Genomic DNA, 16,609 nt, shown 5'->3' on the forward strand with positions numbered 1-16,609 from the left:
TGGGTCTTTTAATGGCCATCTCTGATCCTCCGCTTTCCTAATCATAGGGGCGGACCACTTCAAAGGGGGAGGCTCAAGGAGTCGGAACCTCCGGCGAACCCGGCGCGGTTCACTCTGGCTCATCTCGTGGGTTAGATTATTCGGCGCGCTGGCTGTGAAGCAGAGAACGCCAAAAGCGCGCCAATAAGGCCTGAGTCCCCCTTACAGGCCACTCTTCCTTGGTTATTGATGAGCCAAGAACACCCGCTTATCAAATTGCCTTATTGGGCTCCATAAGCGCTGACCTCAGACATTTTTGTTTTGCGGAAAGCGGATTGCCTGAATTAGTTGCAGTCGCTACCGTGACCGCACACCCCGCAGGCCGGGGCTGTGTATCGGCTCGTCCCGGCCCGAAATAACAACAACCGCCATTCCGCAGGCGGGTCACGTCGGAAGGGCTGAAACGTTGACTCACCTAAGCGCGCGCGCATATTCACACACGTTTTTCGGCTTCATAATTGCTTTGCCAGGTCTATTTGTTGCGATGGTCCTTTTTGCGCCGTCATCGGCACGTGCGCTAGATCTTGACAGTTACTTGACCGAGATTCGAAACGACTACGGCTTACCCGCGCTTGCAGCGGCGGTCGTTAAGGATGGCCACATTATTTCCGCCGCAGCGGTTGGCAGCCGTGTTTTGGGCAAAAACATTCCTGTCACGATCGACGACCGTTTTCACATCGGGTCGAACACAAAATCCATGACCGCGACCCTGGCCGGGATGTTAGTGGAAGAAGGCAAACTGAGGTGGGACTCACGTGTCGGCGAGGTTCTTGAGGACGAGGTTGCCGGAATGAGCGCAAGTCTTGCCGCTGCCACCCTGGAGCAACTTCTTTCCCACTCAAGCGGGATTCCAAGTGACGATGAAACTATTCTCGACCTTTATTTCAGCGTTGATGCTTTTGACTACAACCTGACGGACTTACGCCTGAACCTTCTTAACCAGTGGAAGGAAAACGAGGTTTCCTTGCCTGAAGGCTCGCCGTTTCAATACTCTAACCTTGGATATGTCATTGCAGGGATGATGATTGAAAAGGTTACGGGGCTGGCATGGGAACAGGTCATTTACGAACATATCTTTACACCTCTGGAAATGAAAACAGCCGGGCTTGGTGTGCAGGCAACCTATGGATTGATCGATGCACCTGTTGGGCACCGACTTGAGGCTGACGGCACCGCAACGCCAATGCTCTGGGGGGCGGCAGCGGATGTGCCACAAGTGATCGCTCCGGCTGGCAACGCGCATATGTCCATTTTGGACTATTCAAAATGGGCGAGCTGGAATGCTGGAAAAGGCATGCGAGCGCCGGCGATCGTTTCACCTGAGACGCTGCAGTACATCCAATCTACAAAAGTCGACACGCCCGTCCGAGACAATCCGCCACCAGGAACGCCTAGCACAGGTGGCTATGGGTTGGGCTGGGGTATCGTGAGCTTTGATTGGGCCGACGGCCCACTGCTGACGCACAACGGTTCGAATTCGATGAACATGGCGCGGATCGTCATAGACCCTGCGCAGGATCTCGCCGTCGTCGTTGCCACAAACTTTCCCGGAACCGACGCCAATGTGGCGGCGGGCAAAGTTCTGGAACATCTTTACACGGTTTACGGTCGTTAAATGGTCAACCGCACCGGCAATATCGCTTCCCAGTCATTCGTTTAATTCCGCGACAACCTTAAAAGAATTACAGCAAGGATATACCATCATGTGTACTGACAATTCGAATGAAACGATCAGTCGCCGGGGGCTTTTTGCCGGTGGTCTGGCTTTGACCTTGGCCGGGGCATCTGCGCCCCAAGCATTTGCCCAATCAAATGATGCGCCACCGGCCACACCCGCTGACGCGCTGGAACGCCTGATCGCGGGCAATGCGCGTTACGTGGCAAATGCACCGATCAACACGGATCATTCCGTCGCCCGGTCTGCCCGCGCACTGGGGCAGCAACCATTCGCTGCCATCGTTGCATGCGCCGACTCGAGAGTGGTGCCTGAGTTGATCTTTGATCAGGGCCCTGGCGATCTTTTTGTTGTTCGGGTTGCGGGAAACTTTATCAACGATGATGGGCTGGCCAGCCTTGAGTTTGGGGCCGCTGTTCTTGGCGTCAAAACAATCATCGTTCTTGGCCACACGTCGTGCGGAGCGGTTGACGCAACGATCAAATCGATACAGGACAAGGCCCTTCCGCCCGGGCACCTTCCGCATCTGGTTAACGCGATCCGGCCTGCTGTCTATGACGTCATGGACGGCAACCCCACCGATCTGCTGGCCGCAGCGACCGCAAGGAATGCCGTGCTCAATGCTGAAAGAGCGGCCACGGCAGATCCGATCCTATCCGAAATGCATGCCTCGGGGAAAATCAGCTCGGTCGGTGGAGTTTATGACATAGCCACCGGAAAAGTGAGCTTGCTCTAGCAAAACTCTTTTGCAAGTCCGGTGACCGCGGCGCTCAAGAGCTTGGACCGAAAGCGCGCGGTCTGACGACTGGAGGGAAAGGTCTGGCAGTGAGGCAGTCATAGGCGCCCTCAACGTATCGATCAGAAACTGGCACGACAGTATTCAGTTATTCATTGACGGGCAGCGGGTTTTTAAACACCGCCTGAACAAAACGCATTCGAAATCGAAACGATCTGAGTGCGGATCAAGGCCGTTAACATCCTGCTTCGGCCTTATAGGGTGTATCTTGCTCGGCCACTGGCAGAGTCATCTCTGACATTCTGCTGAAGGCGGGCTGTTTCTTTGAGGCGGAACCAGAGAAGCGCCAGTCAAAGGGTAGTGGGGGATGTAGCCGAAAAGTTGCCAAAGCCGTCTGCCCATGCATTCATGTTAAAAAATCAGCCCTCCAACAGAGTCTTCGGAGTTTGCTATGGACGATGACAAACAAGTCAAAAACCTGGCGATGTTCGAACAGCTCTACAAACTCCCGGCAAACCTACAGGCTCGCCTGCGGATCGTTCAATCCGTGCAGAACCGGCAATATCAGTTGGGGTCGGTTTTCGGCAACGTGGCAATGGTACTTCTCATTTTTACCATAGGGACCGAGGAAATCATGTCCGGTCCTGTAAAATTCCTTCTGGCCGCAAAGTTGCTTTTCACCGTGCCAATCCTGCGCGCGCATCTTCGGCTCAGGAAGCGCCCAAGACCCCAGTCTGTCGATCAGCGGCATATCCGGCTTGTCGAAGTTCAAGCGGTGATTATGGCGGTGATCTGGGCGGGCGTTGCCCTTTTGTTGATGCCCGTGCTTGGGCAAGCAGACGCGATCGTCCTATTTTGGGCTATGATCTTCACCTGCACTGCAGCTGTCGCAATGTCAGCTTCGCTGCCAAAGGTCTCGATCAGCTACAGCACCATCATTCTGGTACCGACGTTTTTCATGGCGTATGCGCATCATGTTTTACCGGGTCTGCCTCTCACAATCATAATGGTGGGGATAGTTGTTGGATTGGGGTATCTGGCCTTGCAAGGCTGGCGCAATACCATTTCCGAAGTACAGGTTTCTCTGCAAACCCTTGAGACTGAAGCGAAGAGGTCCAAGGTGATGGAAAACCTATCCGCCCAGCTTGGTAAATTCCTTTCACCTCAACTGGTTCAGTCGATTATTCGCGGGAATGAACTGGCTGTGATATCGTCTCGACGGCGCAAATTGACCGTGTTTTTTAGCGATATTGTTGGGTTTTCCGAGATAACCGAGCAAATGGAATCTGAAGAGCTTACGACGCTGCTCAACAGTTATCTGACCGAGATGTCCAGTATAGCAATGGCCCATGGCGGCACGATCGACAAATTTATTGGGGACGCGATTGTTGTCTACTTCGGAGATCCAGAGAGCCGCGGAGCAAAAGAGGATGCCGAACAATGCGTGCGCATGGCGTTAACGATGCAACGGCGGGCACGCCAACTTCACAAGGAATGGCTGGACGTGGGTCTGGAACGCGGTTTTGAACTGCGTGTCGGGATCAACACTGGCTATTGCACTGTCGGCAACTTCGGATCCGAGCAGCGGATGGATTATACAATCATTGGCTCCCCGGTTAATCTGGCGGCACGACTGGAGAGAGCTGCGGATGCTGGCAGCATTCTCCTTGCAAACGAAACCTATTCTCTGGTCAAAGATTTGGTGCTGGGTGACGAAGCAGCGCAGATCAACGTCAAAGGATTTCAACGTCCTGTCAGGACGTTTCGGGTGCATGGCCTTCGAGAAAAAGAAGAGCAATCAGGCGGCCATATGCGACATCAAAATATCGGTCTGACCCTCGAACTCGACCCGTCAAAAATGGATGCCGATGAGTTGAAAAGTGCTGAAGGAGTCCTTGAAGCTGCGCTCGGGCGGATAAGAAATTCACAACTCTAGAGTGGCGTGTTGACCATTCGCCAATTGGGATCGTTCCGACAATTGTGTTTTGTCAACATGGTCTAGTCCAGTGTATTTGGCCCGGCCATGTAGACCGCAACCCTAGAGAACCGGTCATCCCGGATCTCAAAGAAATTGCAGTTGGATTTCCTGATGACGCTCTGGTCATGCTCGGTGTTCTCGACCTTGAAGCGGGCAGCAATTCTATCCGTTTCTGGATCAGACACAAAGACGAACTCGAAATGGCGCACTGCTGCATGATTGGCCCAAAGCCTTTGAAACATGCCTGTAACTTCGCCGTGCCCTTCAAGCCGAACGTTATGGGTTTCAACAGAAAAGACGCAATCTTGGGTCAGTGTTGAAAGAACGCCCTTGAGGTCTTCGCAGTCCACCGCCGCGAAGTAACGCTGTACCAGTTCGATTTGCTCGTTCTTCGTCATCTTCGCTCCGGTTTCCTCCCAAATGACGTGTGCCGCCATTTGAAATGCTCAAAGAACTCTTTCTCACTGTTACTCCGCTCACCCAGCCCAGTCAGGATCGATACTGGCACCCCGGTATGCAAGGCATGTCGCCAAGCCGAGGCTTCTCGGCAATCCATTCCAGATTGCTGGGCTGAACGGTGACGGAGAGGCGCGGATTTGTCCGACCCTAACCGGTGGTATTTGCTGGTCAGTGATTAGACGATCACCATTCTGACGGCTCCAACTGAAAAAGCAGCCCCAACTGTTCATAAAGCGCTGGTTCATTGTGTTTGAGGGCCACCGGCCGTTCAAAAAAGACCTCGACCGCCACCGCGAAAAACTCTTCAAGCCCTTCCGCGCCGTAGGCATCAATTACGGTCTTGCGTCCGGCGTGAACGTTTTGGACGTGGCTTTCATATGCCTTGACGAACACCTGCCCCCATTCTGCGAAACTCTGGCTTTTGTTAAGGATGGGGATGCCGTTGGTGCGTCCGGACAGGTCGTCGATCTGGTGGGCGAATTCGTGAAACACGACATTGTGGCCGTCACTTTCGTCGATGGCGCCCTGTTTGGCGTGCGCCCAGGACAGTACAACCGGACCTCGCGACCAACTCTCGCCTGTGCGCACAATTTCTCGGTCGGTTATGACATAACCGTTGTGCTCTGACTGCCGCGATTTGAAGGCACCCGGATAGATGAGAATTGTAGTAAGGCGATTGTACCACGTGTCGCTGTTTACAATAAGAAGGCAGGCTTGCGCGGCAATGGAAAGCTGCATCTCCTCGTTAACCTCCAACCCGTTGCACCCGATGAACTCGACTTGGTTCAGAAAGACGTTGATCTTGCCCTCAAGCTTGGCGCGAAACTTTTCTGGCAGCTTCTTCGTCAGGGGCACTTGCTGCGCAACGATGGCGCGCTGACGATCTGACAACTCTGTCACGAGAAGGCTCTTGCGGACCTGCCTTTTCGACCAGTTTCGAAAACCAAACCAACCTGCGGCAACGACCACGACGATTAAAAAGATTAGAAACACTGTCATGGGGCATCATTGTTGGAGTGAGCGAGGCGAGACAAGTCCTGAACGCCCGGAAAATGACTGGTTATGGTTGTCAGCCGTCAGACAGATGGTCTGCGCCACCTTCCAATATCAACCAACAAAACTGACACACCACGCGTGAGCTCCAGAAATCGCAATCAAGCCGCGCGTCGACCGATCAGACACTGGCACTGTGTGCCCACCAAGCTTGATCGGTGTGCGAACTTGCGTCACCATTATCAGTGCGGTGTTCCATTCGGGGAATGACGGTTAAAGGACCCCCCTCATGACCACTGAGCCGTTGATCGTACATCCAAACGAGGGCGTTACGATCCCGTTGGGAACCAGCAACCTGACCATCAAGCTCGACGCTGCGACGACCGGTGAACGCTTTGCCCTTCTGGAATATGATGTCGCTCCCAACTTCGTGCCACCGCAAGTACCGCATGGCCATACCAAAGAGTCGCAAACCATCTATCTATTGGAAGGCGAACTTCGTTTCGAGTTCAAGGACCGCACGGTCGATGTCGCCACAGGAACGGTTCTTCATATCCCGGAGAATGCTACCTTTACCTGGCGCAACTGCACGTCCAGTCGTGCCCGAATGCTATACATTTTTGCTCCGGCGGGATTGGAGCAGTACTTTGTTGATGTGCAGGATGTCTTTAAGGCGCGCTCTGGCTCAACTCCGGCTGACATTGCACCTTATGTGGAAGCCCTGTGGACGCAATACGGCATCTTCTCAGATCCCCACGAGGACGAGTGATAGAGTTACATCACATTGGCGCATCACGATGCCGGCAGGGTGGGGGCATCCACGCCATCCACAAAGCCTGTTTGCACAAAAAGCCTGTCAAACCGTATTGACAACGGGCTGGTCGATCCATGTTCTGCGCAGGTGAAACTCGACGGTTCAGGCCGGACTGTGTGTGGGGCTGCGCCAAAGGATTTGGGCTTCCGTTCATACAGATAGCCTGAGTCTGATTGACGAACTTAAAAAGGGTTACCGATGAACATTGATCAGGCCATAAAAGACCGCCGCTCCATTCGCGGGTTCACTGATGAACCTGTTTCGCAGGAACTGCTGGAAGAGATCATTGAACTGGCCAACCGGGCACCATCTTCGATGAACACCCAGCCCTGGCACCTGCATGTCCTGACAGGCGAGCCGCTTGAACAGGTGCGGCGTGGCAATACGGAACGCATGCTTGGCGGCGTGCCGCCCAGTCGTGAGATCGAAGACTATGCAGCTTATGAAGGCGAACATCGCGACCGGCAGATCGAAATTGCCGTTCAACTGTTCGAAGCCATGGGCATAGAGCGTCATGACAAAGAGCGCCGACAGGATTGGGTCATGCGGGGCTTTCGCCAGTTTGATGCGCCGGTCTCGGTTGTCGTCTGTTTCGACCGATCCCTTCTGACCAATACGATTGCCCATTTCGATACCGGGGCGATGACCTATGGATTGGTGCTGGCCGCCTGGAGCCGCGGCCTTGGGGCCGTGATAAACGGGCAGGGAATCATGCAAAGCCCGGTGGTCCGTGAGGTCGCGAACATTCCCGATGATCAGGTGATCTTGACCTGTGTCGCGCTGGGCTGGCCGGATGACAACTTTGTTGCGAACTCGGTGGTCTCCCGTCGGCGTCCCACTGCAAATACGGCTCGTTTCCTGGGATTTGATGGGTGACGTGACGCCCTCCGTCCTAAAGCCCAATGTTATACCAACCCATCCGTGAAGTCGTCTATCATTGGGTCAGATCAAGGGTCTACTGCGGTGGATTCGGCCTCGGCTCAATGTGTGCACCCAAGCCCAACAGAAGGACAGATCACCATGGATATTTCACTTCTTGGCATACCGATGGAAGAAGGGGCCGGGCGCCGTGGCTGCGTTATGGGGCCCGCTGCGTATCGAACGGCAGGGTTGGAGGATGAGCTTAAGGCGCTTGGCCACACTGTGCGGGACCTTGGCGATGCTCGTCCTGATGCCGTTGACACTGTCGAGACGCAGCATGACCATTTGAAACACCTGCCAAAAGTGGCCGGTTGGACGCGGAGCCTGCATCGTCACGCAGCGCGCCTTGCACAGGAACCTACGTTGCCAATTTACATGGGCGGTGATCACGCGCTGTCTTTGGGAACCGTTACCGGGCACGTTGCTGCGGCGGCTGCGCAGGGGCGGAAACAATATGTGCTTTGGCTGGACGCGCATTCCGATTTTAACACACCTGCGACATCCCCAAGCGGAAATCTGCACGGAACGCCCTTGGCTTATGCCTGCGGTCTGGACGGGTTTCCCGAAATGTTGGGGCAACCACTCGAACACACACTCGATCCGACCAATCTGTGCATCATGGGCTTGCGATCTGTAGATGCGCAGGAGCGCGCCTTGCTGGCGAAATCAGGGGCGCGGGCCTTCGATATGCGCGCCATCGACGAAACCGGAGTGCAGAAGCTTCTGATGCCCTTCGTCGAAGAGGTCGCCCGGGAAAATGGAATGCTGCATGTCAGCCTCGACGTCGATTTCATCGAACCCGATATCGCGCCTGCCGTCGGCACAACTGTGCCCGGCGGCGCGACGTTTCGCGAGGCGCATCTGATCATGGAGATCCTGCATGATGCGGGTCTTGTCACCTCGCTTGATCTGGTCGAACTGAACCCGTTTCTGGACGATCGGGGCCGCACTGCCCGACTGATGGTCGATCTGACGGCCAGCCTTTTCGGCCGCAGCATTCTGGATCGCCCGACGATCAGCTACTGATCATCGCCGGGCAGTCCGTTTCAGATAAGCGACGCAATCAACGCCCGTGTGTTGGCTGCGGTCAACTCGATCGGGTTGCCGCCACAGGATGGATCCTTCAGCGCGCCTTGCAGTATGGCTTCGGCGTCAGGGTCTGTCACGCCAAGGGCGGCAAGGCTTTCGGGGATATTCAACTGCGTATTGAGTTGACCGACAAAGTCATAGAACCCGTCGAACCCACCTTCGATGCCCAGATAGTTGGCTGCCATGTTCAGCCGGTCTTCGATGGCCGCGCGATTGAACCTGAGCACGGCCTGCATCACCACCGCATTCGTTGTGCCGTGATGCGTGTTATAGATCGCGCCGATCGGGTGGGACACGGCATGGATCGCACCCAACCCTTTTTGAAACGCCGTCGCGCCCATCATTGCCGCCGACATCATATGCGAGCGCGCATCCAGATCTGTTGGCGTGGTGTAAGCGACAGGCAGGTTTTCTTTGACCAGGCGCAGACCTTCCAGCGCGATCCCCTGACTCATGGGATGATAATTCGGCGAACAGAACGCCTCAAGGCAATGGGCAAAGGCGTCCATTCCGGTGCCTGCCGTGATTGCGGCGGGCATACCCACGGTCAGTTCCGGGTCGGCGATCACCACCGATGGCAATACCTTGGGATGGAAGATGATCTTTTTCTCATGGGTCTGAGAATTGGTCAGCACGCTGGCCCGGCCGACCTCTGATCCGGTGCCAGCCGTGGTGGGCACCGCGATGTTGGGAAAGATCGCCTCGGCATCGGCGCGGGTCCACCAGTCGCCAACATCCTCAAAATCCCAGACCGGGCGGGTCTGACCCGCCATAAAGGCCACCATCTTGCCCAGGTCCAGCCCCGATCCGCCGCCAAAGGCGATGACACCGTCATGGTTGCCAGCCTTGAAGGCCGCGACCCCCGCCGTCAGGTTCTGCTCGTTGGGGTTCGGGTCGACGTCGGAAAACAGCGCGCGGCCTAGCCCGGCGGCTTCCAGCAGATCAAGCGTGCCAGTGGTGATAGGCAGTCCAGCCAACCCACGATCAGTCACCAACAGGGGGTTCTTGATCCCGGCGGCGGCGCAAGCCTCGGAGATTTCCGTGATACGTCCGGCGCCAAAGCGGATGGCGGTGGGGTAGGACCAGTTTGCAGTTGGGCTCATGTCGTCACCTTTTTCAGATGGTAGGATTTGGGGCGGGTCAGGTTGTGGTATCCGATCACCGACAACCCGCCGCCGCGACCAGTTTGTTTGCATCCGGTCCAGCACAGGCCCGGATCCAGATAATCGGCGCGGTTCATGAACACGGTGCCGGTTTCGATACGGTCGCCGACAGCCGCCGCCCGGTCGATGTCGCGGGTCCACAGGCTCGCAGTCAAACCGAAATCACTGTCATTCATCAGCCGGATCGCCTCATCATCATCCTTGACCGGCATGATGCCGACCACGGGGCCAAAGCTTTCTTCGCGCATCACCCGCATGTCGTGGCTGACATTGGTCAGGATCTGCGGTGTCAGATACGTCCCGCCATCGTCTTCGGCAAAGGTCTCGATATGAGCGACGGCACCGTCGGCCAGGGCTTCGGCGACTTGCATCCGGACCATATCAGCGAACCGCAAACTCGCCATCGGTCCCAGAGTGGTGTCCGGATCCAGTGGATTGCCCAGCTTGTATCCCTTCACAATGGCAACCGCTTTTGCCACGAAGGCCTCAAACAGGCTTTCATGCACATAGATCCGCTCAATGCCGCAGCAGCACTGACCCGAATTGAACATCGCCCCGTCGATCAGCGTCTCAACCGCGGCATCCAGATCCGCGTCCTCCATGACATAACCGGGGTCCTTGCCGCCCAACTCGGTGCCCACCCCGGTAAACGTCCCGGCTGCGGCGCGTTCCATCGCTTGCCCGCCACTGACCGAGCCCGTGAAGTTCACGAAATCAAACGCATTGCCCGCGATCAGAGCGCTGGTGGTGTCATGATCCAGAAACAGGTTCTGGAACACATCTGCCGGAATGCCCACAGACTGAAACGCCCGCGCCATCCGCTCGCCCACCAGCAACGTCTGAGTGGCGTGTTTCAAAACCACTGTGTTGCCCGCGATCAGCGCAGGAGCCACAGTATTGATCGCGGTCATGTAAGGATAATTCCAGGGCGCGACCACCAGAACCACGCCCAACGGTACCCGTCTGATATAGCGCCGAAACGTCTCATCCTCGCCTACTGCGATGTCGGCCAATGCGGTTTCCGCAATTCCGGCCATATGGCTGGCGCGTTCGTTGAACCCGCCAAATTCACCGCCATAGCGCACCGGGCGTCCCATCATGCCCGCAAGCTCGGGCACAATATCGTCATTCATCTCGCCCACGGCGGCGACACCGGCCTGCACCAAGGCAACCCGTTCTGCCAGAGGGCGCGCGGCCCATTCGGCCTGCGCGGCGCACGCCCGGGCAACTGACTCAAACGCTACAGCTTGCGACACCGCTTCGCGCTCGGCAAACACCGACCCGTCAATCGGCGAGACACATGTCAGGATCTGACCCATCCCATTCCTTCCATTCTCGGACTACGTCGCCGCAGTCCTGCTTCTTTCTTGTTTCCAATACCCCGGGGAGCGCGAGGGGCGGCGCCCCTCGTTTCGTGCCTTCAGGCTTTTTCAAACCCCCGGGCGATTTCGTAATCCGTCACGACACGGTTGAACTCTTCGATTTCCCATGCGGCGGCGCGGGCATAGTGCACCACGACCTCTTCTCCGAAAGCCTCGCGAAGCATCTCTGATCCCAGCAAAGCGTCGCGCGCATCGCGCAGGGTACGCGGGATATGATGCGTCGCATCGTCAGAATAGGCGTCACCGGCATAAGGATCGGGCAACACCAATTTCTCCTCGATACCTTTCAGCCCGGCGGCCAACATCGCGGCGCAGGCCAGATAGGGGTTCATGTCGGACCCAGGCGTGCGGCACTCAACCCGCACGGCCTTGGTTCCGTCGCCGCACAACCGGAAGGCAGCGGTGCGGTTGTCGACCGACCACACGGTCTGGGTCGGGGCGAAACTGCCCCGCGCAAACCGTTTGTAACTGTTTATGTAGGGCGCCAGAAAGCAGGTGTACTCCGAGGCATAGGTCAGCAACCCAGCCATGTAGTGATCCATCAATGCCGATTTGCCCAACGGTCGATGCGGGTCAAAGAAAGCGTTTTTGCCGTCCTTCCACAAGGACTGATGCACATGCGCCGCGGAACCCACGCGGTCATGGTGCCATTTCGGCAAAAAGGTCGCGGCATAGCCTTGCTGGTGCGCGATTTCCTTGATGCCGTGCTTGGCCAGCGTGTGGTGATCTGCTGTGGCCAGTGCTTCGGCATAGCGAACATTCAGCTCTTCCTGACCGGCTTCGGCTTCGCCCTTGGAGCCTTCCACCGGGATGCCCATGGACCGCAGATGGTTGCGGATCGGGCGCATGACCGGTTCTTCCTTCGACGTCTGGAAGATGTGGTAATCTTCGTTGTAGGTCGAAATCGGCTGCAGATCGCGGAACCCGCACCGGGCGATGTCGTCATGGGTGCCTGTGAACAGAAAGAACTCAAGCTCCGTCGCCATGATCGGAGTCAGCCCCATTGCTTCGGCACGGGCAATCTGACGCTTCAGGATTTCGCGTGGGGCATGTGGCACCGGTTCATGGGTGTGGTGATCCAGCACATCGCACAACACCATCGCGGTGCCTTCCAGCCACGGTACAGGCCGTAGGGTGGACAGGTCGGGACGCATGACATAATCACCATAGCCGCGTTCCCAACTGGTCGAGGCATAGCCATCCGGTGTCGCCATATCCAGATCTGTCGCCAGCAGGTAGTTGCAGCAATGGGTTTCGCCCTCGGCGATATCCAGGAAGGCTTCGGCATGAAACCGTTTGCCCATCAGGCGGCCCTGCATGTCGATCATGCAGACCAGAATCGTATCCACCGATCCGTCCGCGATCTGTGTCTTAAGGGTCTCATATGACAGCATGCGCTACCTCCGCGTTCAGCGCCCAAAATTTTTCGTCGAAAAATTTGGCCCGCGCTCAATTGCGGGCCAAATCCTGTTCTCGTCAGCCGTAGCGATAGGGCCGACCGGCCTTGACCATGTCGGCGTTGTAGCGCTTGAAGATCTCGACAACCTTCGCCTTGGTTTCCGACTCCGCAGCGATTTCGTCCCAGAACTTGACTGCGGCATCTTCGACGACGGCCCATTCGGCATCGGGGATTGTGGTCAGCTCCATCTTGGGGCCATTGACCCGCAATGCGGCTTCGCCACCCCAGTACCACCACTGACGATAGTAATGTGACTGATCACAGCAGACGCGGAACAGGGCCTGCAGGTCTTCCGGCAGTTCGTTCCAACGATCCATGTTGGCAAAGAACGACCCGGCCCATGCACCCGAGATGTTGTTGGTCAGGAAATAGTTGGTCACGTCGGCCCAACCCACGGTGTAATCTTCGGTGATGCCCGACCAGGCGATCCCGTCAAGTTCGCCGGTCTGCACGGCCACTTCGATGTCTTCCCAAGGCAACGTCACCGGCACCACGCCGAACTGCGCCAGGAAGCGACCAGCCGTCGGGAAGGTGAAGACTCGCTTGCCTTTGAGGTCTTCAAGCGAGCGGATCGGATCTTTGGTTGCGAAATGGCACGGATCCCAGGCACCAGCGCTGATGTGTTTCACGCCGACTTTGGAATACTCTTCGTCCCAGATCTCGTTCAGGCCGTACTGGTTGAACAACACCGGCACGTCCAGAGAATAGCGCGACGCAAATGGGAAATAGCCGCCGAACACGGTGACGTCCGTAGGCGACGCCATCGAGTCATCGTCCGATTGGACAGCGTCGATTGTGCCGCGTTGCATGGCGCGAAACAGCTCCCCCGTCGGGACCAGCTGATCAGCATAGAACAGTTCGATCTGCATCCGGTCGCCAGCGATCATGTTGAACATCTTGATCGCCGGATCAATGACATGCTCGGCCAGGGCAGCACCGGCATAGGTCTGCATCCGCCACTTGATAGTGGATTGCGCCAGTGCCGGAGTCGCCAGCGGTGCGGCCGCCGCGCCAAGCGCGGTGGTGGTCAGGAATGAACGTCTTGTTGTCATTTTTCTTTCCTCTCTGTCGGGGTTCAAGTCACGTGCCCTTTGCGGGCATTCTCGTTAATTTCCATATACGTACTGTGGCAACCACAGGGCGATCTGCGGGAACATCATGATGATGCCCAGCGCCACAACCATGATGATTACAAACGGTACGATCGACCGATAGATATCCATCAACCCGATCTCGGGCGGGGCCATGGCGCGCATCAGAAACAGGTTATAGCCAAAGGGCGGCGTCATATAGGCGATCTGGGTGGTGATCGTGTACAGCACACCATACCAGATCAGATCAAATCCCAGCACCTTGACCAGCGGTACATACAGCGGCGCAACAATGACCAGCATGGCGGTGTCATCCAGAAACGTGCCCATCAGGATAAAGCTGAGCTGCATCAGGATCAGGATCGTCCACGGATCCAACCCCATTTTTTCGGTGAACAGATTGTCGATAGCACGCACCGCACCCAGCCCATCGAACACGGCACCAAAACCAAGGGCGGCCAGAATGATCCACATGAACATGCATGAAATCGCCATCGTCTGCCGCGTGCAGATTTTGAAGACTTTCCACGTCATTCGCCGTTTCAGGACAGACGCCACCAAAGCGGCAAGCGCTCCGATGGCCGAGCTTTCGACAAGCGACGTCCAGCCGTTGACGAAGGGCACCATCATCGCGGCAAAGATCGCCAGCGGCAGCAGACCTGCGCCCAGCAGGCGCAGCTTTTCGGATCGGCTGACCTCATGTGCGTCTTCCATTGCCGGCCCAAGTTCCGGCTGGATGCGGCACCGCAGCCAGATGTAGAGAATGAACAGCCCGGCCATCATTAGCCCAGGAACAACCCCCGCCAGCCATAATTGCCCGACCGGCTGGCGCGCGATCATTGCATAAAGCACCAGCACGACCGAAGGCGGTACAAGGATACCCAGACTGGATCCGGCCTGAATTACCCCCGTCACCATGATCTTGTCATAGCCGCGGCGCAAAAGCTCGGGCAGGGCGATGGTGGCGCCAATGGCCATTCCGGCCACCGACAGCCCGTTCATTGCTGATACCAGAACCATCAATCCGATGGTGCCGATAGCCAAACCACCATTCAGCGACCCCATCCAGACATGGAACATCCGGTACAGGTCGTCTGCCAGCCGGCTTTCGCTTAGCACGTAGCCCATGAAGATGAACATCGGCAGTGTCAGCAGCGGATACCATTTCATCAGCTTCATGGCAGCGGCAAACGGGATGTCATACCCACCCGTGCCCCACAGTGCCAAAGCCGCAATGGCCCCGACAGCGCCGATGGCGCCAAAAACGCGCTGACCGGTCAGCAGCATCAGCATCATGGACGCAAACATGAAGATGGCGATGTATTCTTGGCTCATGCCCGCGCATCCTCTGGAAGGGGTATTTCGATCTCGTGCCCGTTTATCCGGGCGATATCCTTCAGCAATTCCGAAATCGCTTGCAGCAGCATCAGGAAAAAGCCCAGCACCATGATCGACTTGATGGGCCAGATGAACGGACGCCACGCGGTTGAAGACCGCTCAAGCCGTCCGACTTCCTCGCTGCCGGTCAAAAGCCCGGTGAAATAGGCGATTGGGTCGGTGCCCCAATAGCCCAGGGAATAGGCGCTTGAGCCCAGCCCGCCATACAGCAGAATGCCAAGATAGAAGATCAGGAACAGGACGGTGAAGGCATCGAACCAGGCTTTCCGCCGGTCGCTCCACGCGTGATAAAACAGATCCATCCGCACGTTCGACCCCAGCTGGATCGAATACGGCCCGCCCAGAATGTAATAGGTCACCATGGCGAATTGAGCCATTTCCAGCGTCCACATCGATGGCAGCAAAAACGTCTTCGAGATCGAGGACCACAGCAGGATCCCCATCATGACAAACAGGCCCCACATCATCACCAGTCCGATGCGCCGGTTCATACCGTCGACAATCCGGACATAGAGGGCCATCGCGCCGATCATTCCATGTCCCCTTCAGCGAACCCGGCCAGCGTCGCATGCAGCCATGGAGCCAACACCGTAGCCCATGCGGTTTGGTCATCGGCCGTCGTGATTAGATCGTTGCGGATTTCCAGCATCACGTTCAGAAGCCCGTTGTTCACACCCTGTATGTCCAGAGTATGCGCGACTCCGTCCGATGCGGCATAGGGTTCATTCAACCGGACGTCATATTCAAACTCTGCAGGCTTGGCCGCCAACATGGCCTGCGCAAACCGGTCGTCTCGCCCGTGCAGAATGCCCAGTTCCACCGGGCGCGGAGCCCCGTGGTAAACGGGTGTAAAACTATGAACGGTCACCATCAGATCCAGATGCCCGCGACGGGCGGTGATTTCGCCAGACAAATGGTCGCGAAACGGGACGTACACCTGATCGATACGGGCCTGCCGTTCCGCATCAGACAGATCGGCATTCCCCGGTATATCGTGAACTTCGCTGCGGGCCGGGATCGAATCATGGGCCTCAGGAGGGCGGTTGCAGTCATAGACCAGACGCGAGATCTGGCCATGCACCAATGGGGCATCCATGATTTTTGCCAGTTCAAAAGCCACACCCAAAGCGCCCGGATCCCACGCGATATGGCTGCACAGAACGTCCGAGGGCAATCCGAGATCACCCAAACTTGCCGGAATGCGGCACGACGCGTGCTCGCAAACGATCAGAGTCCGGGCATCCGGTGACGCTTCCGTCACCTGAACAGCCTGACCAAACGTCGAATCTTTTGGCATCCCCATCATGTGAAAACATTTCTACCGAAGAGCACGGCCCGTCAATAATTTTTCTGTAAGACTTTCGTCAGGCGTCATCGCTGTGTAATGATTTGTTCAGAAACTGATCGGACCG

The 16,609-nt window shown here is 56.7% G+C and carries 15 protein-coding genes; 6 read left to right on the top strand and 9 right to left on the bottom strand.

Annotation, left to right across the window (positions count from 1 at the left end; genetic code table 11):
• Positions 1 to 574 precede the first annotated feature (574 nt).
• The 3 genes from FOY56_RS04265 to FOY56_RS04275 all read left to right on the top strand — a co-directional run bounded on the left by FOY56_RS04265 (position 575) and on the right by FOY56_RS04275 (position 4,386).
• Positions 575 to 1,654 (top strand): serine hydrolase domain-containing protein, encoded by a 1,080-nt coding sequence (locus tag FOY56_RS04265; RefSeq protein WP_222434959.1) that lies wholly within the window; start codon positions 575 to 577, stop codon positions 1,652 to 1,654.
• Positions 1,655 to 1,742: 88 nt separating this feature from the next.
• A complete protein-coding gene (locus FOY56_RS04270; protein WP_146344592.1) occupies positions 1,743 to 2,450 on the top strand; it encodes a carbonic anhydrase in 708 nt (235 codons plus the stop codon).
• Positions 2,451 to 2,901: 451 nt separating this feature from the next.
• A complete protein-coding gene (locus tag FOY56_RS04275) occupies positions 2,902 to 4,386 on the top strand; it encodes an adenylate/guanylate cyclase domain-containing protein (protein ID WP_146344593.1) in 1,485 nt (494 codons plus the stop codon).
• A 62-nt stretch (positions 4,387 to 4,448) separates the two neighbouring features.
• On the opposite strand, the gene FOY56_RS04280 is transcribed toward FOY56_RS04275, so the two are convergent.
• Positions 4,449 to 4,865, bottom strand: coding sequence for a nuclear transport factor 2 family protein (locus FOY56_RS04280; RefSeq protein ID WP_146344594.1), 417 nt, complete (start codon positions 4,863 to 4,865; stop codon positions 4,449 to 4,451).
• Positions 4,866 to 5,070: 205 nt separating this feature from the next.
• Positions 5,071 to 5,886, bottom strand: a complete 816-nt coding sequence (locus FOY56_RS04285; protein ID WP_146344595.1) for a M90 family metallopeptidase — start codon at positions 5,884 to 5,886, stop codon at positions 5,071 to 5,073.
• A 283-nt stretch (positions 5,887 to 6,169) separates the two neighbouring features.
• Between FOY56_RS04285 and FOY56_RS04290 the strand changes: the two genes are divergently transcribed.
• The 3 genes from FOY56_RS04290 to rocF all read left to right on the top strand — a co-directional run bounded on the left by FOY56_RS04290 (position 6,170) and on the right by rocF (position 8,641).
• Positions 6,170 to 6,649 carry a cupin domain-containing protein gene (locus FOY56_RS04290; RefSeq protein WP_146344596.1) on the top strand — a complete coding sequence of 160 codons (480 nt, stop codon included), beginning with the start codon at positions 6,170 to 6,172 and terminating at the stop codon, positions 6,647 to 6,649.
• A 243-nt stretch (positions 6,650 to 6,892) separates the two neighbouring features.
• Positions 6,893 to 7,570, top strand: a complete 678-nt coding sequence (locus tag FOY56_RS04295; protein ID WP_146344597.1) for a nitroreductase — start codon at positions 6,893 to 6,895, stop codon at positions 7,568 to 7,570.
• Between the two features lie 144 nt (positions 7,571 to 7,714).
• The gene (gene rocF, locus FOY56_RS04300) at positions 7,715 to 8,641 is read left to right on the top strand and encodes an arginase (RefSeq protein WP_146344598.1); all 927 of its coding nucleotides are present in this window, start codon (positions 7,715 to 7,717) and stop codon (positions 8,639 to 8,641) included.
• 20 nt (positions 8,642 to 8,661) lie between these two features.
• Here rocF and FOY56_RS04305 read toward each other — a convergent pair whose 3' ends face one another.
• The 7 genes from FOY56_RS04305 to FOY56_RS04335 all read right to left on the bottom strand — a co-directional run bounded on the left by FOY56_RS04305 (position 8,662) and on the right by FOY56_RS04335 (position 16,494).
• Positions 8,662 to 9,807: an iron-containing alcohol dehydrogenase gene (locus FOY56_RS04305; RefSeq protein ID WP_146344599.1), complete on the bottom strand. Its 1,146-nt coding sequence runs from the start codon at positions 9,805 to 9,807 to the stop codon at positions 8,662 to 8,664.
• Positions 9,804 to 11,186 carry an aldehyde dehydrogenase family protein gene (locus tag FOY56_RS04310; protein WP_146344600.1) on the bottom strand — a complete coding sequence of 461 codons (1,383 nt, stop codon included), beginning with the start codon at positions 11,184 to 11,186 and terminating at the stop codon, positions 9,804 to 9,806. The genes FOY56_RS04305 and FOY56_RS04310 overlap by 4 nt, the downstream gene beginning before the upstream one ends.
• Positions 11,187 to 11,287: 101 nt before the next feature.
• On the bottom strand, positions 11,288 to 12,643 hold the full coding sequence (locus FOY56_RS04315; protein WP_146344601.1) for a glutamine synthetase family protein: 1,356 nt from the start codon (positions 12,641 to 12,643) through the stop codon (positions 11,288 to 11,290).
• 82 nt (positions 12,644 to 12,725) lie between these two features.
• Positions 12,726 to 13,760 carry a TRAP transporter substrate-binding protein gene (locus FOY56_RS04320; RefSeq protein ID WP_146344602.1) on the bottom strand — a complete coding sequence of 345 codons (1,035 nt, stop codon included), beginning with the start codon at positions 13,758 to 13,760 and terminating at the stop codon, positions 12,726 to 12,728.
• Between the two features lie 54 nt (positions 13,761 to 13,814).
• Positions 13,815 to 15,134, bottom strand: a complete 1,320-nt coding sequence (locus FOY56_RS04325) for a TRAP transporter large permease (RefSeq protein ID WP_146344603.1) — start codon at positions 15,132 to 15,134, stop codon at positions 13,815 to 13,817.
• A complete protein-coding gene (locus tag FOY56_RS04330) occupies positions 15,131 to 15,730 on the bottom strand; it encodes a TRAP transporter small permease subunit (RefSeq protein ID WP_146344604.1) in 600 nt (199 codons plus the stop codon). The genes FOY56_RS04325 and FOY56_RS04330 overlap by 4 nt, the downstream gene beginning before the upstream one ends.
• Complete coding sequence (locus FOY56_RS04335; RefSeq protein WP_246139411.1) at positions 15,727 to 16,494, bottom strand: N-formylglutamate amidohydrolase; 768 nt, start codon at positions 16,492 to 16,494, stop codon at positions 15,727 to 15,729. The genes FOY56_RS04330 and FOY56_RS04335 overlap by 4 nt, the downstream gene beginning before the upstream one ends.
• Positions 16,495 to 16,609: the final 115 nt, after the last annotated feature.

It is taken from the genome of Falsiphaeobacter marinintestinus (assembly GCF_007923355.1).
GTDB classification, from domain to species: Bacteria; Pseudomonadota; Alphaproteobacteria; order Rhodobacterales; family Rhodobacteraceae; genus Phaeobacter_A; species Phaeobacter_A marinintestinus.